The organism is Paraburkholderia jirisanensis, assembly GCF_054782355.1.
Genome location: NZ_BAAGSQ010000026.1, coordinates 1,143,056 through 1,163,876 on the forward strand (window position 1 = coordinate 1,143,056; position 20,821 = coordinate 1,163,876).

17 protein-coding genes are annotated in these 20,821 nt (G+C 63.3%); 12 read left to right on the top strand and 5 right to left on the bottom strand.

Annotated elements, in window-relative coordinates:
• Nucleotides 1–36: 36 nt before the first annotated feature.
• The 11 genes from ACYVNQ_RS21435 (at nucleotide 37) to glcF (ending at nucleotide 15,354) form a co-directional block, all read left to right on the top strand.
• Complete coding sequence (locus ACYVNQ_RS21435; protein WP_460904589.1) at nucleotides 37–516, top strand: winged helix-turn-helix domain-containing protein; 480 nt, start codon at nucleotides 37–39, stop codon at nucleotides 514–516.
• A gap of 282 nt (nucleotides 517–798) precedes the next feature.
• The gene (locus ACYVNQ_RS21440; RefSeq protein ID WP_460904590.1) at nucleotides 799–2,508 is read left to right on the top strand and encodes an NAD(P)H-dependent oxidoreductase subunit E; all 1,710 of its coding nucleotides are present in this window, start codon (nucleotides 799–801) and stop codon (nucleotides 2,506–2,508) included.
• Nucleotides 2,505–5,270 (top strand): formate dehydrogenase subunit alpha, encoded by a 2,766-nt coding sequence (gene fdhF, locus ACYVNQ_RS21445; RefSeq protein ID WP_460904591.1) that lies wholly within the window; start codon nucleotides 2,505–2,507, stop codon nucleotides 5,268–5,270. Before ACYVNQ_RS21440 ends, fdhF begins: the two co-directional genes overlap by 4 nt.
• Nucleotides 5,267–5,800: a molybdopterin-guanine dinucleotide biosynthesis protein B gene (mobB, locus tag ACYVNQ_RS21450; protein WP_460904592.1), complete on the top strand. Its 534-nt coding sequence runs from the start codon at nucleotides 5,267–5,269 to the stop codon at nucleotides 5,798–5,800. Before fdhF ends, mobB begins: the two co-directional genes overlap by 4 nt.
• Nucleotides 5,801–5,890: 90 nt before the next feature.
• Complete coding sequence (moeA, locus tag ACYVNQ_RS21455) at nucleotides 5,891–7,117, top strand: molybdopterin molybdotransferase MoeA (RefSeq protein ID WP_460904979.1); 1,227 nt, start codon at nucleotides 5,891–5,893, stop codon at nucleotides 7,115–7,117.
• Nucleotides 7,118–7,244: 127 nt separating this feature from the next.
• Nucleotides 7,245–9,404 (top strand): TonB-dependent receptor, encoded by a 2,160-nt coding sequence (locus tag ACYVNQ_RS21460; protein WP_460904593.1) that lies wholly within the window; start codon nucleotides 7,245–7,247, stop codon nucleotides 9,402–9,404.
• A 4-nt stretch (nucleotides 9,405–9,408) separates the two neighbouring features.
• On the top strand, nucleotides 9,409–10,332 hold the full coding sequence (locus ACYVNQ_RS21465) for an extracellular solute-binding protein (protein ID WP_460904594.1): 924 nt from the start codon (nucleotides 9,409–9,411) through the stop codon (nucleotides 10,330–10,332).
• Between the two features lie 155 nt (nucleotides 10,333–10,487).
• Nucleotides 10,488–11,378, top strand: coding sequence for a LysR family transcriptional regulator (locus tag ACYVNQ_RS21470; protein ID WP_460904595.1), 891 nt, complete (start codon nucleotides 10,488–10,490; stop codon nucleotides 11,376–11,378).
• A 129-nt stretch (nucleotides 11,379–11,507) separates the two neighbouring features.
• Complete coding sequence (gene glcD / locus ACYVNQ_RS21475) at nucleotides 11,508–13,007, top strand: glycolate oxidase subunit GlcD (protein ID WP_460904596.1); 1,500 nt, start codon at nucleotides 11,508–11,510, stop codon at nucleotides 13,005–13,007.
• Complete coding sequence (gene glcE / locus ACYVNQ_RS21480) at nucleotides 13,007–14,086, top strand: glycolate oxidase subunit GlcE (RefSeq protein ID WP_460904597.1); 1,080 nt, start codon at nucleotides 13,007–13,009, stop codon at nucleotides 14,084–14,086. The genes glcD and glcE overlap by 1 nt, the downstream gene beginning before the upstream one ends.
• Before the next feature lie 44 nt (nucleotides 14,087–14,130).
• Complete coding sequence (gene glcF, locus ACYVNQ_RS21485) at nucleotides 14,131–15,354, top strand: glycolate oxidase subunit GlcF (RefSeq protein ID WP_460904598.1); 1,224 nt, start codon at nucleotides 14,131–14,133, stop codon at nucleotides 15,352–15,354.
• A 23-nt stretch (nucleotides 15,355–15,377) separates the two neighbouring features.
• Here the strand turns inward: glcF and ACYVNQ_RS21490 are convergent, their stop codons facing one another.
• The 5 genes from ACYVNQ_RS21490 to ACYVNQ_RS21510 form a co-directional block, all read right to left on the bottom strand.
• Complete coding sequence (locus tag ACYVNQ_RS21490) at nucleotides 15,378–16,112, bottom strand: FadR/GntR family transcriptional regulator (RefSeq protein WP_460904599.1); 735 nt, start codon at nucleotides 16,110–16,112, stop codon at nucleotides 15,378–15,380.
• Between the two features lie 241 nt (nucleotides 16,113–16,353).
• Entirely contained in the window at nucleotides 16,354–16,749 is a 396-nt protein-coding gene (locus ACYVNQ_RS21495; RefSeq protein WP_460904600.1) for a hypothetical protein, read from the bottom strand.
• Nucleotides 16,750–16,873: 124 nt separating this feature from the next.
• Nucleotides 16,874–18,193 (bottom strand): MFS transporter, encoded by a 1,320-nt coding sequence (locus tag ACYVNQ_RS21500; RefSeq protein WP_460904601.1) that lies wholly within the window; start codon nucleotides 18,191–18,193, stop codon nucleotides 16,874–16,876.
• A gap of 80 nt (nucleotides 18,194–18,273) precedes the next feature.
• Nucleotides 18,274–19,257, bottom strand: coding sequence for a D-2-hydroxyacid dehydrogenase family protein (locus tag ACYVNQ_RS21505; protein WP_460904602.1), 984 nt, complete (start codon nucleotides 19,255–19,257; stop codon nucleotides 18,274–18,276).
• A 16-nt stretch (nucleotides 19,258–19,273) separates the two neighbouring features.
• Nucleotides 19,274–19,588 (bottom strand): NIPSNAP family protein, encoded by a 315-nt coding sequence (locus ACYVNQ_RS21510; RefSeq protein WP_460904603.1) that lies wholly within the window; start codon nucleotides 19,586–19,588, stop codon nucleotides 19,274–19,276.
• 94 nt (nucleotides 19,589–19,682) lie between these two features.
• On the opposite strand from ACYVNQ_RS21510, the gene ACYVNQ_RS21515 reads away from it, so the two are divergent.
• Entirely contained in the window at nucleotides 19,683–20,708 is a 1,026-nt protein-coding gene (locus tag ACYVNQ_RS21515; protein WP_460904604.1) for a LysR family transcriptional regulator, read from the top strand.
• The last annotated feature ends 113 nt before the right edge of the window (nucleotides 20,709–20,821 follow it).

Consider the following 20,821-nt stretch of genomic DNA (forward strand, 5'->3'; position numbering starts at 1 on the left):
AAAGGACGCACGCAACTTCGACATGCTGCTTGAGGCATGAGCGCGACCTCATCACCCGATGTGTCGGCTGCGACGCGAGGCGCCGTCGAGACGCGAGTCGACGCAGCCCAGAGCCCGGTTTCAGAGGTATCCGGCGCGGCCGGGTGCGGTGCGGGCAACCGCACGACATTCACCTACGACGTTCAGATCCGGCTGTTGCTGGCAACCGATATCGCCATGGGGCCGGGGAAGGCCGATCTGCTGACGGCCATCAAGGAAACCGGCTCGATCTCGGCGGCCGGCCGTCGTCTCGGCATGAGTTACAAGCGTGCGTGGCTGCTGGTCGAGACCATGAACCAGTGTTTCCGGTCGCCGCTCGTCGAGGCGAACAAAGGCGGCTCGGGTGGCGGTGGCGCGAGGATCACCGAACTGGGCGAAACGGTTCTCGCGCAATACCGGTTGTTGCAGGAAGAGGTCGATCGCGTGGTCCAGGCGCACTTGCCAGCGCTTGCTCGCCATAGCCGCGACATTACATAACGCTAACTCCGGTAGTCAAATTTCATATTTTCCGACCTGTCGAGGTTCGATATAGTCTGGAAAACATATCGAAAACGCGACCGACAATCGTGGCTGCTTGCCACCTCCCGGTGGCGAGGCTCGAAAGCTGGGCGTTTGCCCATTACCCGCAATACCTGAAAACAGACTGCATAAGTGCCCCGCTGGCTACACAGCCCGCGGACAGGCGGGCGGCCCGCGCGAGAATTCGCGGCGACGGCGCTGAGGTCCTGTCGCGCTGGTGCGGTATCGGAGACGTAAACCATGAGTCAGCACGAACAGACGATCCGGATCTTCGAGCATCCCGGTGCGGGACGGCGCAAGGCCAAAGCCACGCCGAAGGGGCGGATGATCGATCCGCAGGCGGCTCATGAGATCGAGACACTGCTCGGCAGCCGGCCGCGGCAACGCGACCTGCTGATCGAGCATCTTCATCTGGTTCAGGACACGTACGGCCAGATCTCTGCCGCGCATCTGGCGGCGCTTGCCGACGAGATGAAGCTGGCGTTCTCCGAGGTGTTCGAGACGGCGACCTTTTACGCACACTTCGATGTCGTCAAGGAGGGCGACCCGGCGATCCCGCCGCTGACTATCCGCGTGTGCGACTCCCTGACCTGCGCGATGCTCGGCGCCGAAAAACTGCTGGCGCAGCTGCAGGAAACCGCGGGTCCGGGCGTGCGGGTGGTTCGCGCGCCGTGTGTCGGCCGCTGCGACACCGCGCCGGTAGCCGAAGTCGGCCACAATTTTGTCGATCACGCGACGGCGCAAGCCGTGCTGGATACCGCGCAGCGCAACGATACCCATGCTCACCTGCCGCAATATGTCGAATACGAGGACTACGTGGCGGGCGGCGGTTACCAGCTGCTGCAACGCTTGCGCTCGGGCGCACTGGCAACGGAAGACCTGCTGAAAGCGCTCGACGATTCGAGCCTGCGCGGTCTGGGCGGGGCGGGATTTCCGACTGCCCGCAAATGGCGCTCCGTTTTGGGCGTGCCGGGGCCGCGTCTGATGGCGATCAACGGTGACGAGGGCGAACCCGGAACCTTCAAGGACCGCTACTACCTCGAGCGCGATCCTCACCGCTTCCTGGAGGGCACGCTGATCGGTGCTCATGTTGTCGAAGCGCCGGAGGTCTACATCTATATCCGTGACGAGTATCCGGCCGTGCGCGAAATTCTTGCGCGCGAGATCGACAAGCTTCCGCCGGGCGGCCCGGTGCTGCACCTGCGGCGCGGTGCCGGCGCCTACATCTGCGGCGAAGAATCCTCTCTGCTGGAAAGCATCGAAGGCAAGCGCGGCTATCCGCGGCACAAGCCACCCTATCCGTTCCAGGTGGGTCTGTTCGGTCGCCCCACGCTGATCAACAACGTCGAAACCGTGTTCTGGGTGCGCGACATCGTCGAGAAAGGCGCGGACTGGTGGAAGGCGCATGGCCGCAACGAGCGTGTCGGCTTGCGCAGTTATTCGGTGTCGGGACGCGTGAAGCACCCGGGCGTCAAACTGGCGCCCGCCGGCGTCACCATTCGCGAACTGATCGAAGAGTTCTGCGGCGGAATGGCTGACGGACACCGTTTCCGCGCATATCTGCCGGGCGGCGCATCGGGCGGCATCCTGCCGGCTGCGATGGACGATATTCCGCTCGACTTCGGAACGCTCGAAAAATACGGGTGCTTTATCGGCTCGGCTGCCGTCGTGGTGCTTTCGGACCAGGACGACGTCAAGCAGGCTGCGCTCAATCTGATGCGCTTCTTTGAAGACGAAAGCTGCGGCCAGTGCACGCCGTGCCGCGTGGGAACGCAGAAAGCCGCACAGCTGATGGCCGAGGAGGTATGGGATGAGGAACTGCTCGGCGAACTGAGTCAGGCGATGCGCGACGCGTCGATCTGTGGCCTGGGTCAGGCCGCATCGAATCCGTTGGCGACCGTCATCAAGTACTTCACCGAACTGTTTCCGGCCCGGGAGCTCACGCAATGAATTCCATCCAGTTTGAACTCGACGGACAGACGGTTGAAGCCGCGCCTGGCGAAACGATCTGGCAGGTGGCCAAACGGCTCGGCACCGAGATCCCGCACCTGTGCTACTCGCCTGAACCGGACTATCGCGCCGACGGCAACTGTCGCGCGTGTATGGTCGAGATCGAAGGCGAGCGCGTGCTGGCTGCTTCCTGCAAGCGCACGCCGGCAGTGGGAATGAAGGTGAAGTCGGCGAGCGCCCGTGCGGAGTCGGCGCGAAGAATGGTGATGGAACTGCTGGTCGCCGATCAGCCGGCGCGCGCCACCTCGCACGACCCAGACTCGAAATTCTGGCGCTGGGCCGACAAAACCGGCGTGAACTCGAGCCGCTTTCCCGCCGCGCAGCGCTGGGAAGGGGATGCGAGTCACACCGCGATGCGCGTCAATCTCGACGCTTGCATTCAATGTGGCCTGTGCGTGCGCGGGTGTCGCGAAGTTCAGGCAAACGACGTGATCGGCATGGCGTATCGGGGCCACCAGGCGAAGGTCGTGTTCGACTTCGACGATCCGATGGGCGAGTCAACCTGCGTCGCGTGCGGAGAGTGCGTGCAGGCGTGTCCGACTGGCGCGCTGATGCCCGCGTCGCTGCTCGACGATCAGCAGACGCGCGTCAACTATCCGGACAAACAGGTCGATTCGCTGTGCCCGTTCTGCGGCGTCGGTTGCCAGGTCACGTATCAGGTGAAGGACAACAAGATCCTGTACGCGGACGGCAAGGACGGCCCGGCCAATCACAACCGCCTGTGTGTGAAAGGGCGTTTCGGCTTCGACTACATCCACCATCCGCATCGTTTGACGACGCCGCTGATCCGCCTGCCGAACGCGAAGAAGGACTGGACCGATCAGGTCGACCCCGCCAATCCGTACACCCATTTCCGCGAGGCGACATGGGAGGAAGCACTCGACGTCGCGGCACGCGGGCTTGCGACGATCCGCGATACACAGGGCGTCAAGGCGCTCGCCGGCTTCGGTTCGGCGAAGGGCTCCAATGAAGAAGCGTACCTGTTCCAGAAACTGGTGCGTACCGGCTTCGGCTCGAACAACGTCGACCACTGCACGCGGTTGTGTCACGCGTCGTCGGTTGCGGCGCTGATGGAAGGGCTGAACTCGGGCGCGGTTTCGGCGCCGTTTGAAGCAGCGCTGGACGCAGAAGTCATCGTCGTGATTGGCGCCAACCCGACGGTGAACCACCCGGTTGCGGCGACGTTCCTCAAGAATGCGGCGCGACGCGGCGCCAAACTGATCGTGATGGATCCGCGCCGGCAAACCCTGTCGCGGCATGCGCACATGCATCTTGCGTTCAAGCCTGGCAGCGATGTCGCGATGCTCAACGCAATGCTGCACACGATCATCACGGAAGGCCTGACCGACGAGCGGTACATCGCAGACCACACGGAAGGCTACGAGGACCTGAAGGAACGCATTCTCGCGTTCTCGCCTGAGAAGATGGAGCCGATCTGCGGCGTTCCGGCGCAGACGCTGCGCGAGGTCGCGCGGCTTTACGCCACCTCGAAGGCTTCGATTATTTTCTGGGGCATGGGCATCAGCCAGCACGTGCATGGCACGGACAACGCCCGTTGCCTGATTGCACTGGCGCTCGTCACCGGCCAGGTCGGCCGTCCGGGCACAGGGCTGCATCCGCTGCGAGGGCAGAACAACGTGCAGGGCGCGTCGGACGCGGGCTTGATTCCGATGTTCCTGCCGGACTATCAGTCGGTCGCGCGCACCGATCTGCGCGAGCCCTTCGAGCAGGTCTGGCAACAGGAAGTCGATCCGCAGGCGGGCCTGACCGTCGTCGAGATCATGGGCGCGATACACGCGGGAACGATCACCGGCATGTACATCGAAGGCGAGAATCCTGCGATGTCCGATCCGGATCTGCAGCATGCCCGGCAGGCATTGGCCAAACTCCAGTTCCTCGTGGTGCAGGATCTGTTCGTCACGGAGACGGCTTTTCATGCGGACGTGATCTTGCCGGCCTCGGCGTTCGCGGAAAAAGTGGGGACCTTCACCAATACGGATCGACGCGTTCAACTGGCGCGGCAAGTGATCGAACCACCCGGCGATGCGCGTCAGGACCTCTGGATCATCCAGCAGATCGCGCAGCGCATGGGCCTCGACTGGAGCTATCAGGGTCCCGCCGACGTGTTCGCCGAGATGACGCAGGTTATGCCGTCGCTGAACCACATCACGTGGGAGCGACTGGAGCGGGAAGGCGCGGTGACCTATCCGGTGGATGGCCCCAGCGTGCCCGGCAACGACATTATTTTCTCGGGCGGATTTCCGACGGCCAATGGCCGCGCGCGGATCGTGCCTGCCCATATCCGGCCACCAGACGAAATTCCTGACGCAGACTATCCGATGGTGCTTTCTACCGGCCGCGTGCTGGAACACTGGCACACCGGCTCCATGACCCGGCGTTCCAACGTGCTCGATGGCATCGAACCGGAAGCCGTCGCGCTGATGTCGCCGAAGGATATGCGCCGCCTGCAGTTGCAGCCCGGCGAGTTTGCCCGGCTGTTCACCCGGCGTGGCGCGATCGAGATCAAGGTGCGTTCCGATCGGGACGTACCTGAGAACATGATCTTCATGCCTTTCTGCTACGCGGAAGCTGCGGCAAACCTGCTGACCAATCCGGCACTGGACCCGTCGGGCAAGATTCCGGAGTTCAAGTTCTGTGCGGTACGGGCTGAACGTGCAGACGTTGCCAGCACCGTTGGTTGATGCGCGTCATAGGGTTCGTGGGCTGGAGCGGAGCCGGCAAGACGACACTCATCGCGAAGCTGATCCCCGTGCTGAAAAGCCGGGGGCTCAGCGTATCGACGCTGAAGCACGCGCATCATGCGTTCGATTTCGACCAGCCGGGCAAGGACTCGTATGCCCATCGCGAGGCGGGCGCGACTGAAGTTCTGGTGGCTTCAGGCAGCCGTTGGGCCATCATGCACGAACTGCGAGGCGCGCCGGAGCCGGCGCTCGTCGACCTGCTGCCTCACCTCAGCCCGGTGGATCTTGTCGTGGTCGAAGGGTACAAGGCTGAAGCACACGCCCGGATCGAGGTGCACCGCGTAGCGAATGGCAAGCCATGGATATGGGCCAACGACCGCCATATCGTGGGCGTGGTGAGCGACGCGCAGGGCGTGGAGCCGCCGCTTCCGCACGCGCATATCGATGACATTCCTGCGATTGCGGACCTCGCGCTGGCACTTGCGTTGCCTATTGATCAAACATTGAAGCGCTTGGCATCGCATCGATGACGACTGCGCGGACTGCGAAATGACATCCCCTAAAGATTCGACTGCTTCGGCCAATCCGGGACCGAACCCGCTTGCCGCTGGGAAGACAATATCAGCGTGGACGAAGCGCAAGCGTCGATTCACGCGGTGCTCCGGCCGCTCGCGCAAACCGAGAGCGTTCCGCTTACTCAGGCAATCAACCGGATCACGTCGGCCGACGTGATATCGCCAATCGACGTGCCGGCGCACGACAATTCTGCGATGGACGGTTATGCCTTTGACGGTGCAGCGTTGTCCATCGATGGCCCTCACACGCTGCGATCGACGGCGACGGTGTTCGCAGGCGGCGCGCCGGTAGATGGCGTGGGTGTGGGCGAATGCGTGCGCATCATGACGGGCGCCGTGATGCCGCCGGGTCTCGACACCGTGGTGCCGTTCGAACTGTGCGAGGTTGCAGGCGACCAGATTTCGATTCCGGCAGGCGTAGTCAAGGCCGGTGAAAATCGTCGACGGCGCGGCGAAGACCTTGCATGCGGCCAGCCCGCGTTGCCTGCCGGGCGCGTTCTAAGACCCGCGGACATCGGGCTGCTCGCGTCGCTCGGAATGACGCATATCGACGTGATGCGCAAGCTGCGCGTCGCCGTGTTCTCGACCGGCGATGAAGTCGTGTCGCCGGGGCAGCCGCTTCCACCGAACTGCATTTACGACAGCAATCGGTACGTGCTGATCGCTGCGTTGCAGCGCCTCGGCATGGAGCCGATCGACCTGGGGCTGTTACCCGACAATCGCGATGCATTGAGGGCAGCGCTTCAGACCGCTGTGGAGCAGGCCGACGCCGTTGTGACGAGCGGTGGTGTCAGTGCGGGTGATGCCGATTACACACGGGATGTGATGGCGCAGATGGGCGAGGTGAGCTTCTGGAAGGTTGCGATGCGCCCTGGCCGTCCGGTCGCTTTTGGCCGCCTGCGCACCGATACTGGACGTGAGGCATGGCTGTTTGCGTTGCCCGGCAACCCGGTGGCTTCGCTGGTCACGTTCTACGTGTTCGCACGGGAAGCCTTGCTCAGGCTCGCGGGTGCAAGATCGGAACCGATGCCTGTGCTGAACGCGAGGAGCGTGTCCGCGATACGCAAAAGGCCGGGGCGCACTGAATTTCAGCGCGGCTACGTATACCGCGGCAGCACCGGCGAATACGAAGTTCGCACTATCGGCTCGCAAGGGGCCGGCATCCTGCGCAGCATGACCGAGGCCAACGGCCTCATCGTGCTCGCGCATGACCAGGGTTCGGTCAGGGCCGGCGAACCGGTGAGCGTATGGTTGTTCGATGGCCTGACCTGACTCCACTGCTACGAACAGAGGACCGCTATCGGGGCGGTCCATTTTTTTTCACCTCGTTATATTCAGTTGTATATATCGAAACAACTTTTGCTGTTTCATCAAAAACTCAAACAGGGATTTGTGGCAAATGAATGCTAGGGAATGGGTGTTGGGATCCGCGGTTCTGGCTTCGTCGATCGGGACAAGCCATGCGCAGGAAGCATCGTCTGCCGTCGAGTTACCTCCGGTCACGGTGACGGCGCCGGCGGACCAGGGCGGTTACGCGGCGACGCCTCGCTACTTCAGCAGCGGCGCGGATCTCGGCCCGCTTGGCACACGCGCGATCCGCGACACGCCCGCCTCGGTGACCGTGGTGCCGCAGGACCTGATAACGAACCTGCAACTGTCGACGGTCAACGAGACCCTGCGCTATCTGCCTTCCGTCATGATCCGCAACCAGCAAGGCTACGAGGTATCGCGCCCGCAATCGCGAGGCTTCCAGGGATCGATCGTCCAGAACACCCGGCTCGACGGTTTCAATGTGATCGGCACAACGGCCATTGCCGCGGAGAATCTGCAGGAAGTGCAGGTGCTCAATGGTCTGGCCGGTTCGTTATACGGACCGCAGACCCCTGCAGGCACATTCAACTACATATCGAAGCGTCCGACCGATCAGCCGCTGTTCCGTTTTATCGAGGGTTACGATTCCGACAGCGTGTTTACCGAGCAGGCCGATATCGGCGGACGCATCGGCCCTGCAGGGAATGTCGGTTACCGCTTCAATCTCGTGCACGGTGAAGGGCAAAGCTGGGCGCCCGAAAGCAACAGCAACCGCACCTTGCTGAGCGCAGGGCTGGACTTTCATATCGATCGCGATACCGTCATCGAGACCGATTTCAGCCACTATTCAACCAAGGTGACCGGGCTGCCCGGCAGCATTACCTACGACAGCGGCAAGAGCACGTTCCTGCCGCCCGCTGTCGACGCCACACGGCTCGGCTATGGGCAGCCCGGCGCCGGCACGGACCTCGAGACGAACACGGCCTCGGTCAAGCTGAAACATGCCATCAACGACCAGTGGAATTTTGAAATCGGCGGCCTGTATCAGAACGCTGAGCGAGGTCTGTTCGGCATCACCAATGCGCTGATCGATGACCACGGCAACTATACGGTCACGAAAAACTTCAACGCGGTTCCGCATTTTTCGATTCTCAGCAATACCGCTGCGCTCAACGGGCACTTCGCCGTTCTGGGGATGATGAACGACCTGACCATTGGCACCAATGGCTTCGTCAACGGGCAATACTCGTACCGCAACTCGATTGCCACGACACTCGGCAATGCCAACCTCGCGAACCCGGTGGTGTTTTCCGCGCCGCCGGTGCCGGCGAACGGCGGGCAGTTCCGCTCGGCGACGTTGTTCGAGCAAAGCATTGTGGTGGGCGATACGCTGCACCTGAATAGCCAGTGGGCGGTTCAAGGTGTGTTGAGCACCTCGTTCATCCATCAGAAAAGCTTTAACGCAGCGGGCAAGGAAACCAGCACCGATGCGCAAAATCGCGTGCTGAGTCCGACCGTCAGCATCATCTACAAGCCCACCTCGGCGCTGACCACGTACGCCACTTACTCCAACAGCGTGGAAGAGGGAGAACAGGCGCCGGCCGGATCGGCTAACGTGAATCAGTTCCTGTCGCCGTACCGCGATCGTCAGTACGAAGTGGGCGCAAAGTACGCGCTCAATGAAAGCTTCCTCGTGAGTACCGCGGCATTCTGGATGACCCGTCCTCTCGCGAGCACCGATGCCGTGACCAACGTTTTCTCGGTGGTCGGCACACAGCGAAACGCGGGTGTAGAACTGTTCGTTCAGGGAGATGCAACATCCGATCTCAGTCTGTTCGGCGGCGTCACCTACATTGACGCCAGGCTGCAGGATACCGGCCGCGCGTCGACGAACGACAAGCTGGTGGTGGGCGTTCCGAAGTTCAAGGGCGATCTCGCCGCGGACTATCACCCGGCCTTTGCATACGGCCTGGCCTTTACGGGTGCCGTCCATTTCGAAACCGAGCGCGCTGCGACCAATACGAATAACTCGTTCGCGCCGGCCTATGCGACGTTTGACGTCGGCATGCGATATTCAAATGGCGTGCTGGGTCACCACGCCACCTTTCGCTTCCAGGTGATCAACCTGACCAACAAGCAATACTACTCGTCGATCGCTGACGGCAATATCGTCGGAAGTCCCGGCGCAAACACCGCATACCTTGGCACACCGCGAACGTTCATGGCGGCGCTCGAGTTCGACTATTGATGCGATGCCTGACGAAGCCAACCTCGAAGCGTGCGTGCCGCGCACGCGCAACTTCCACAAATTTCATCGAGCCCAGCAGACCATGAGATTCCCAGCGCGATTTGTTGTTCTACCTGTTGTCCTGAGTCTGTCCAGTGCATGGGCAGCGTCTCCAGCACAGCCTGATTCGACCGAGCTAACGGTATTTTCCGCAGGCAGCTTGCGTGGCGCAATGCAGGAGATCGAGCAGCAATACACCGAGCGCTATGGTGTGACTTTCAAAACCGTCTATGGACCCGCCGGCGGCCTCGCGAAGAGGATCGAAAACGGTGCAGACCCTGACCTGTTTTTCTCAGCGAACTTTGAGCATCCGCAGCGTCTGGCAACTGCAGGGAAAGCGTTGCCGCCGGTCGTGTTTGCACGCAACCAGCTATGCGTGACGGGAAGAGCCGGACTCGGGCTGACAACCTCGAACGTACTGGACAAAATGCTGGACCCGGCTCTCAAGCTCGGCACGTCCACGCCGAAGTCCGACCCGGGAGGCGACTATACGTGGGAGATGTTTTCCCGCGCGGATGGCCTGCGCAGCGGTTCGTTTGCGACGCTAAGTGGAAAAGCGCGGCAACTGGTAGGCGGCCCGCAGAGTCCGGCGGTACCGGCTGGACAGGATGCCGTCCGATATTTCTTCAGGCAGCATGAAGCCGATATGTTTGTCGGCTACTGCAGCGCACAGTCGCGCTCGCGCGCCGATGACGTCGAGAAGGTAGCGTTGCCCGCCGGACTCGAAGTCGAGGCTGACTACGGGCTGGTCGTTCTCAACGCATCGCGGCAGGCGGCTGCGTTGCGCTTCGCGCTGTTCGTTCTGACGCCGGGAGCGCAGGCGACATTTGCGGCGTATGGGTTTCAACCTGTCAGCGATGCGGCAAAAACGCTCGCTCGAAGCAAATAGCGTGTTTCCGATGGGCGTGCGTCAGTGCAGCCGCTAAGGTAGCCAATGCACTGGCAGCGCCTCCCGGCGCGTGCCGGAAAGGTCGCGGCACGCAAACGTCGATACGGGCCCGGTCGCGGTACCATGCAGGCTCCGCGCTACCGTTGGTCTGTTCCATGCATTTCGACTTCGTTGATCTGAGCCTGATGGCGTCCCTTGCCGATACGAAGAATCTCGCGCGCGCCGCGAGCCGTTGCCATCTGTCCGCGCCGGCCGCGAGCAACCGTGTCAAGAATCTCGAAGAGGGGCTGGGTTTTCGCCTGCTGTATCGCACCAGCCAGGGCATGACGCTGACGCCGGCCGGCGAAAGCTTCGTGCGCCACGCGCGCCTCGTGCTGGAGCAGATCGAGCGGCTCGCTGCCGACATGCAGGATTATGGCGAAGGCATCAAAGGCCATGTGCGCGTGTGGGCCAACACGACGGCGATCAGCGAATTTCTGCCGGCGGCGCTCAGCCGCTTTCTGCGCGAACATCAGGACGTCAACATCGAATTGCGCGAAGTGCTGAGCGGCGAGATCGTCAAAGGTCTGGCGGAGGGCGCGACCGATATCGGCATCGTTGCGGGCAATGTCGACATCGGGCATCTGGAAATGCTGCCGTATCGCGACGACCGCCTCGTATTGGTCACGGCGCCCGAGCATCCGCTCGCGCAGCGCGAATCGGCGGATTTCGCCGAAACGCTCGATGAAGATTTCATCGGGCTGCCTACCTCCAGTGCGATCCATTCGTTTATCAATATCGCCGCCGATGCGCTTGGACGGCGCGTGAAGCTGCGCATCCAGGTCGGCAATTTCGAAGCCGCGTGCCGGATGATCGCGGCGGGCGTCGGCATTGGCATCGTGCCGGAATCGGTCGCGCTGCGTCACGCGAACACGATGAACATCCGCATCGTGCGGCTGAACGACGCGTGGTCGGAGCGCAAGCTGAAGATCTGCGTGCGCAGCGTGAAGGACTTGCCGCAGTTCTCGCGCGAACTGGTCGACATGCTGACTGCAGAAGCGGACTGAGCCACCACGACCGCGCCCCTCACCAGGGTTTTCACCGGTATCCGGGCACCGATCCGATCCCTAGCATGACCGCTGGTCGGGTGGTCGACCAGTTGACCACCCGCCGCAGAAAGGTGCAAAGGAAACACGATGAGCTACCTGTATGACGAGAAGCTCGACGGAGCGCTCGTATCGCACGACCGCGCGAGCGTCGCCGACGCGCTGCGGCGGCTGGTGCCCGACCTGCAATTGCTGGATTCACGCGAAGAATTACGGCCGTTCGAATGCGACGGCTTGTCTGCGTACCGCACCACGCCGCTGCTGGTCGCGCTGCCGGAGCGGGTCGAGCAGGTGCAGGCGCTGCTGAAATACGCGCACGAACAGCAGATTCCGGTGGTCGCGCGCGGCGCCGGTACCGGCCTGTCGGGCGGCGCGATGCCGCTGGAAAAGGGCATTCTGCTGGTGATGGCGCGCTTCAGCCGGATTCTCGAGATCGACGCCGATGCCGGCCTCGCACGCGTGCAGCCCGGCGTGCGCAACCTCGCCATTTCGCATGCGGCAGCGCCATACGGTCTGTACTACGCGCCGGATCCGTCGTCGCAGATTGCCTGCTCGATCGGCGGCAACGTCGCCGAAAACGCCGGCGGCGTGCATTGCCTGAAATACGGCCTGACGGTGCACAACATCCTGCGCGTCGAGATGGTGACGATCGAAGGCGAGCGCGTGACGCTCGGCTCCGAGGCGCTCGACAGCCCGGGCTTCGATCTGCTTGCGCTATTCACGGGTTCGGAAGGCATGCTCGGTGTGGTCACCGAAGTGACGGTCAAGCTGCTGACCAAACCGCAAACCGCGAAGGTGCTGCTCGCCAGTTTCGACGACGTCGAAAAAGCGGGCGGTGCGGTGGCGAAGATCATCGGCGCGGGCGTGATTCCGGGCGGCCTCGAAATGATGGACAACCTCGCGATTCGCGCCGTGGAAGATTTCGTCAAGGCCGGCTACCCGATCGATGCGGAAGCAATCCTGCTGTGCGAACTCGACGGCGCCGAGTCCGACGTCGACGAAGATATCGCGTGCGTCGATGCGATTCTGCGCGAAGCGGGCGCGACCGAAGTGCGCCTCGCGCAGGACGAAGCGCAGCGTCAGCGCTTCTGGGCGGGCCGCAAGAATGCCTTTCCCGCAGTCGGCCGCATTTCGCCCGACTACTACTGCATGGACGGCACGATTCCGCGCCGCGAATTGCCGCGTGTGCTGAATGGCATCGCGCAGTTGTCCACCGAATACGGCCTGCGTGTCGCGAACGTGTTCCACGCGGGCGACGGCAATATGCATCCGCTGATCCTGTTCGATGCAAACGTGCCCGGCGAAATGGACCGCGCCGAAGCGCTCGGCGGCCGCATTCTGGAGCTGTGCGTCGAAGTGGGCGGCAGCATTACCGGCGAACACGGTGTGGGCCGCGAAAAGATCAACCAGATGTGCTCGCAGTTCAACAGCGACGAACTGACGGTGTTTCATGCGGTGAAAGCGGCCTTCGATGCCAAGGGCCTGCTGAACCCGGGCAAGAACGTACCGACGCTGCATCGTTGCGCCGAATTCGGCGCGATGCACATACATCGCGGCGCGTTGCCCTTTCCCGAACTGGAGCGATTCTGATGCAGCGCGACTTCGAAGCGAGCGATCACAGCATCCAGTTGATCGAACAGGTGCGCGACGCAGCGACGCGGCGCATGCCGCTGCGCATTCGCGGCGGCGACAGCAAGGCAGCACTCGGCCGGCCGGTCGACGGCGAGACGCTCGATATGCGCGCGCATCGCGGCGTCGTGCACTACGATCCGACCGAACTGATCATCACGCTGCGCGCCGGTACGCCGGTCGCGGAGATGGACGCGGTGCTCGACGCCGCCGGCCAGATGCTGCCGTGCGAGCCGGCGGCCTTCGGCGGTGCGGCGACGATCGGCGGCGCGGTTGCCAGCGGCCTGTCCGGTCCGCGCCGACCGTGGGCCGGTGCGCTGCGCGACTACGTGCTCGGCTGCCGGCTGATCACGAGCGAAGGCAAGTACGTGCGTTTTGGCGGCGAGGTGATGAAGAACGTCGCGGGCTTCGACGTGTCGCGTCTGATGGCGGGCAGTTTCGGCTGTCTCGGCGTGATCGCCGAAGTGTCGTTGAAGGTGCTGCCGAAACCGCGCGCGCAGCGCAGCCTGCGCATCGTAGCGAGCGCAACCGAAGCGCTTGCGCGCAGCGTCGAATGGCGCAGGGCGGGCCTGCCGATCAGCGGCGCCTGCCATCTCGGCGACGCGCTGCATGTGCGGCTCGAAGGCGGTACGTCTTCGGTGGAAAACGCGGCGCGCAGCATTGGCGGCAGCGAAATCGATGCGTCGTTCTGGACCGATCTGCGCGAGCAGCGTTTGCCGTTCTTCGCGGGGCCCGAGTGCCTGTGGCGCGTGTCGGTGCCCGATGTCGGGCAAACCCGCTCGCAGATGGAAGCCTTGCCCGGCACCACGATGCTCGACTGGGGTGGCGCGCAACGCTGGCTAAAGAGCAGCGCGAGCGCGGTGCAGATTCGCGGCATCGCGCAGGCGGCCGGCGGCCATGCGACGTGTTTCACGCCGGCAGCCGGCGTCGAGCCGTTTCATCCGCTTGCCGCGCCGGTGATGCGCCTGCACCGGCAACTGAAACAGCGGCTGGATCCGCACGGCATCTTCAACCCCGGCCGCATGTATGCGGACCTGTGACGCGTATTGAAGCTCATTGAAGCTCATTGAAGTAAAGGCACAGCATGCAGACCAATCTTTCCGCTCACGCACGCAGCCTGCCGCGTGCCGAGGAAGCCGACGAAATCCTGCGCTCATGCGTGCATTGCGGCTTCTGCAATGCGACATGCCCGACCTATCAGTTGCTCGGTAACGAGCTCGACGGACCGCGCGGCCGCATCTACCTGATCAAGCAACTGCTGGAAGGCGAGACCGCGACCGAGAAGACCCAGCTTCATCTCGACCGCTGCCTGACCTGCCGCAATTGCGAAACCACGTGCCCGTCCGGCGTGCGCTATCACTCGTTGCTCGACATCGGGCGTGCCGAACTCGAACGTCAGCTCGAGCGGCCGATGCGCGAGCGCGTTTTGCGCCGCGGCCTGCAGCATGTGGTGCCGCGCACCAACGTATTCGGCGCGCTGCTGAAGGCTGGACGCGCGGTGCGGCCGCTGTTGCCGCAGGCCTTGAGCGACAAGATTCCGGCGCCCCACATTCCTGCCAAGCCGCGTCCTGCCGCGCGGCACACGCGGCGCATGTTGATGCTCGAAGGTTGCGTGCAGCCGTCGCTGTCGCCGAATACGAATGCCGCGACCGCGCGCGTGCTGGACCGTCTCGGCATCAGCATCGTGCACGTGCCGCAGGCGGGCTGCTGCGGGTCGACCGAGTATCACCTGAATGCGCAGCAAGCGGGGCTCGAGCGCGCGCGCCGCAATATCGATGCATGGTGGCCCGCGGTCGAAGCGGGCATCGAAGCGATCGTGCAGACCGCAAGCGGCTGCGGCGCGTTCGTCAAGGAGTATGGCGAACTGTTGCGCGACGATCCGCGTTATGCGGCGAAGGCGCAGCGGATCAGCGAATTGACGCGCGACCTGGTCGAGGTGCTCGCCAATGAAGATATCGACTCGCTGAAGGTGAAAAGCCAGCAGCGCCTTGCGTTTCATTGTCCGTGCACGCTGCAGCATGCGCAGAAGCTGGGCGGCGCGGTGGAGCGCGTGTTGCAGCGCTGCGGCTTCGAGTTGACCGCCGTGCCCGACGGGCACTTGTGCTGCGGTTCGGCGGGCACGTATTCGATCACGCAGCCGGAGCTTTCGAAGCAGCTGCGCGACAACAAGCTCGCGGCACTGGAGAGCGGCAAGCCTGAGCTGATTGCGACCGCGAACATCGGTTGCCAGACGCATCTGGCCGGCGCGGGGCGCACGCCGGTGCGTCATTGGATCGAGATTGTCGAAGAGGCGCTTGGCGGCGCGTGAGGTAGGGCGTCCGCAACCCACCGCTACCGCGACGCGTTCTCGCGAATGAACTCGAGGTGTGTGCCCAGCGCGGCGCGCGCCGCGGCCGGATCATGCTTGCGAATCGCTTCATAGATCGTGCGATGCTGCTGCACCAGATAGAACAGGTCGGCATTGCGCTTCCTGAACGTCGCGTAAGTTTCTTCGATCGACTTCTGCACCAGGTTGTGAATCCCGTGCATCACGTGCACGAGCACGATGTTGTGCGTGGCGTCGGCAATCCGCAGGTGAAACGCGCCGTCGAGCTGCGGCAGCGAGACTTCGCCGTCCGCGATGTCGTACGGATGATCCTTGCTGAAGGCTGTCTCCAGCGCGGCAAGCGCTTCCTTGATGTTCTGCAGATCGGTTTTGGTCGCCCGCACCGCAGCGAGCTCGACGGCGATCGCTTCGAGCCCTTCGCGCATTTCCAGAATATCGCCGGCCGCCTTGCGGTGCCGCGCCATCAGGTGCGCGAGCGGGTCTGCGATCATCGGCGCGGACGAATTGGCCACCACGTAGCCGCCGCCGGTCTTCGACTGGATCAGCTTGCTGCCCTCGAGCCGCAGCAGCGCTTCGCGCAGCGAAGGCCGCGATACGTTCAGCTTTTGCGCGAGATCCCGCTCGGACGGCAGGGCTTCGCCCGCCCGCAGCGTTCCGTCGACAATCAACTGCTCGAGCTGGTCGCAAACCGCGTCGGAGAGTCGAAAGCGTGGTGGCGGAACGATGGGAGAAAAGGACATCGGCTCGTGCTCCTGCTGCTCGTGCAGCTCTTATCGTGGCGGAGAGTGCGGTGTGCGCCGGGGTGCGATTGCGCGTGACTGTGCGCACCGGCAGACAGCGCAACATGCACCGTGAATACGGTGTTTTGCACGGGCCACTGTAGCTAGGATCAGGAATCCGGTCAATTCATCGCTGTCGGGCAAGGCCGCGAATACGCCGCAGCAGCGTTCGACCCATACGCGAGCGCGGCGCGCGTGACCTCTACAGCGCAGCGTCGGCGAGCAAGGACGCCTTCAGCAAACGGATTCGCTGATCGACAAAGTAGCCGCCGCCTTCGGTATAGCGCAGATAGCAGCGGCCGCACACTGTGCATTCGGAGACGCTGCAGCGGTTGTACGGAAAATAACGCGGCGCGATCGGTGCCTCTGCGGCCCAGTAACGCGTGCCGTGCGGGTGATACTCGGCGAAGCTCGGCTCGTCTTCGTCACCGGTGACGAGCGTGCCCACTTCGTGCAGTTGCGCGACGGGCATCGATAGCGGCAGGGTTTGCCAGCCGTCGGTCGGTGTGGCGACGCACGTGCAGTCGATTGAAACACGCTCCGAAGCGGTGGCGAGTTCGGTGAGCGCGGCGAAGTCGAGAACAGGGGGTGTAGTCATGAGGTTTCGGATTGCGGGCAACGAAAAACGGCGAGCATAACCTGACGCCCTGAACGCAGCGCCGGCCGTACTCGCCGCGACTTTACACGACTTGCCGCTTACACCGCCGCGGCAAGCCCATTCATCATTGCACCGTGCTCGAACCCGTCAGCACTTCTTCATCGTCGCGCACCGGCGCACGCTCCGGCAACATGAACGCGATCAGCGCAGCCAGGAACGCCGCTACCGCCAGCGCGATCAGCGCCACGCCGAAGTGACCGGTAAAGTCCTTGATGATGCCGACCAGCCACGGCCCGAGCAGGCCGCCGAACTGGCCGATGGTGTTGATCAGCGCGATCCCGATCGCAGCCGCGGCGCCGGTCAGGAATTCACCGGTCAGCGTCCAGAACACCGCGAGGCAGCCCCAGATGCCGGCCGCGGCAATACACAGCAGCACCAGACCGATAAGCGGCTGCGACACGAATGCGCACGCCAGCAACGCAAGGCCGCCGACCGTCATGCACACGGCAATGTGCATTTTGCGTTCGCCGACCCGGTCCGAGCGGCGCGCAACCAGATACATCGAAACCGCCGCGCAGCAGAACGGCAGCCCGCTGACGAAGCCCACTTGCAAATCGGTCAGCGAGCCCATGTTCTTGACGATCTGCGGCAGCCACAGCAGCACGCCATAGAACGCGGTCAGAAAGCACACGAACAGCAGCGACAGGCTCCACACACGCGGCATCACCGCGATCTTCGAGAACGGCAGGCTGGCGGTCTTTTCGAGCTTGCCCGCTTCGCCGGCGAGTTCGGCGACCAGCCACGCGCGCTGATCGTCGCGCAGCCACGTCGCGTTCTGCGGCCGATCGGTCAGCCAGTACAGCACGAAAAAGCCGAGCACCACCGCGGGCGCTGCTTCGAGCAGCAGCATCCAGCGCCAGCCGGAATAGCCGTGTACGCCGTCTAGCGCATGCATCAGGATGCCCGACAGCGGCGAGCCGATCGCCGAGGCGATCGCGGTGGCCATGATCACGCCGGCATTCGCGCGCGAACGGTAGCGCACCGGAAACCAGAACGCGAGATAAGCGACCACGCCCGGAATGAAGCCCGCTTCCGCCACGCCGAGCAGAAAGCGCAGCACATAGAACGAGGTCTGCGAATGCACGAACGCGAGCGCGCCCGAAATCAGCCCCCACGTGATCATGATCCGTGCGATCCACATGCGCGCGCCGAAGCGATGCAACGCGATATTGCTCGGCACCTCGAACAGCGCATAGCCGATAAAGAAGATGCCTGCGCCGAGGCCGAACACGGAAGCGCTGAAGCCGAGCTCATGGTTCATGCGCAGCGCGGCGAAGCCGACGTTGACGCGGTCCATGTAATTGATGATGAGCAGCACGAACAGCAGCGGCACGAGCCGCCGGTAAACGCGGCTTACCGTAGATGTTTCGAGTGTGTGGTTCAAGTCTGTCTCCTGATGCTGGCGCGGCCGTTACAGGGCCGCGCCGTCGTAGGTCATTCGCGTGCGTGCGCGCCTGGTCTGATTTAGCCCGCTGCTGCGTTGACCGCTTGCGGATTGAGCAGGTTGATCGGCTGCCCCGCCTTCCACGCAAGCAGCTGCTCGATCGCAATGCCGAAGTAATGCTCGTAGGTGTCTTTCTCGACGTAGCCGATATGCGGCGTCGCGAGCACGTTGTCGAACTTGAGCAGCGGATGGTCGGCGCCGTAGATCGGTTCGTGTTCGTACACATCGATCGCGGCAAAGCCGGGCCGGCCGCCGTTGAGCGCTGCTTCGAGCGCACCCGGCGCGATCACTTCGCTGCGGCTCGTGTTGACGAACAGCGCGGACGGCTTCATCGCGGCCAGATCCTGCAGCGTGATCGAGTCGCGCGTAGCGGGCAGCAAGCGCAAATGGCAGCACACCACATCGGCCTGTGCGAAGAACGCATGACGGTCGTTTTCGGTTTCGACGCCATCGGCCGCTGCGGCCGCACGCGACGTTTCGTGATCGCCGAGCGCGACCACGCGCATGCCGAACGCGCGCCCGTAACCGCCGACCACGCTGCCGATCTTGCCGTAGCCTGCGATGCCGAGCGTGCGGCCTTTCAGGCCCATACCGAGATGACCTTGCCACAGGCCCGCTTTCAGGCGGTTGGCTTCGACGTGCACCTTGCGCATCGATGCCATCACCAGCGCCCACGTCAGTTCTGCAGCCGCGGTAGTGGCCGAGCCTTCAGAGGAAACCGGAATGCCGCGCGCGGTGCAGGCGGCCAGATCGACGTGATTCGCAGCGCGCCCGGTCTGGCTGATGAACTTCAGCTTCGGCAGGCGCCCAAGCAGTTCGGCGCCGACCGGCGTACGTTCACGCACCAGCAGCAGTGCATCCGCATCGGCGAAACGCTGTGCCTGTGCATCGATATCTTCGAGCGTGTCGTTGTGAATCTCCACGTCGAACTGCTCCGCGAGCTTCGGATAGCAGTCGAGCGTGCGTACGCAATCCTGATAGTCGTCGGAAATAATGACTTTCATCGTATCGGTCTCTGCTTCAGATCTTCGACCACGGTGCGGACTGCACCAGCTGGTTTTCCTGGCGCTGGATAAACCCTTGCGCCGTCATCTTCTTGTACTCAGTCCAGTCCGGGTCGGCTTCCATGGCCGCACGGCGGCGCTGACGATCTTCGAAACTTTCGTAGCCCCACAGATGCACGACCTGGTTCAGCGTGCCGACTTCCGAAATGAAATACCCGAGCGGGTCGCCTACGTGCCGGCGCTGCACCGGCAGGCCGAACTTTTCGTACAGCGCCAGATAGGCCTTCAACTGGCCCGGCACGATCGTGTAACGGCGCAAATCCACCAACATCGAAGTCTCCTTTGGACAATCCGTGCCGCGAGTCTAGTGGCGAGTGATACCCCGCTACAATCGATATAAATCGCTTGATTCACGAGTAAAACTGATGAGTGAGAAATCTTCCAAACGGCTTTCGATCCGTCATGTGCGCGCGTTCGTCGAAGTGGCTGCGCATCGCAGCCTGACGCGCGCGGCGGAATCGCTGTTCGTTACGCAATCGGCGCTTAGTCTGACGATTGGCCATCTGGAGGACGATCTGGGCGTCGCGCTGTTCGATCGTTCGACGCGGCGCATCGAACTCACCCAGGCCGGGCACGAGTTTTTGCCGGCCGCTGAAAGGCTTTTGCAGGATTTCGATTCGTCGATCCGCGCGATGCGCGCGCTCGGCAAGCGCGAACGCGGCAGGGTGGGCGTCGCGGCGGTGCCTTCGGTGATGGCGCTGCTGCTGCCCGAAGCGGTGGCCGCCTATATCGGGGCTTATCCGAACATCGACATCTATCTGCGCGAAGACAATTCCGAATCGGTGCAGCAGCGCATCGTGAGCGGCGACGTCGACTTCGGCATCTGCAGCCCGTGGGAGCACGATCCGGAACTGGTGTTCGAGCCGCTCTTCGAAGATTCGTATGGCGTGGTGTTCGCGCCGCATCACGCGTTGGCGAGTATCGATGGCGAACTCACGTGGGAGCACGTGTCGAACTATCGCGTGATCGGCTTTAGCCCCGATCTCGGCATGCAGCACCAGTTGAGCCGCACGCCGGGTTTGAGCGAAGAGGTACGCGAACCGCGCTATCGGGTGTCGAACACGGCGACGATCGAAACGCTGGTGGCGCGCGGCGTGGGGGTGTCGATCATGTCGGCGCTTGCCGCGCAGCGTGCGCCGCTCGACCGGCTGCAATTGCGCCTTCTATCGCAGCCCGAACTGAAGCGCACCGTGGGTGTGTTGCGCCGCCAGGGTAAATCGTTGTCGCCGGCAGCCGCCACGATGCTGCAGTTCGTGCGCGACGCGATGCCTCAGCTTGCCCGTTTGCCGGGCGTGCGCGTCGCGCCAGCGCTGCTGCAGCCACAGATTCAACCACAGCCACAGCCACAGCCACAGCCGCCAGCAACACCGCCCGCGACACCATCCACCTAAGCGCAGTCGCCCGCACCGCAAGGCCGAGCGGGACGCGCGCCGCGACCGCGCGTGGCTGTAGTACATTTTCCGCTTTGCACCATGCGCCGTGCGCGCGCAGCCGGTTTCGCCAA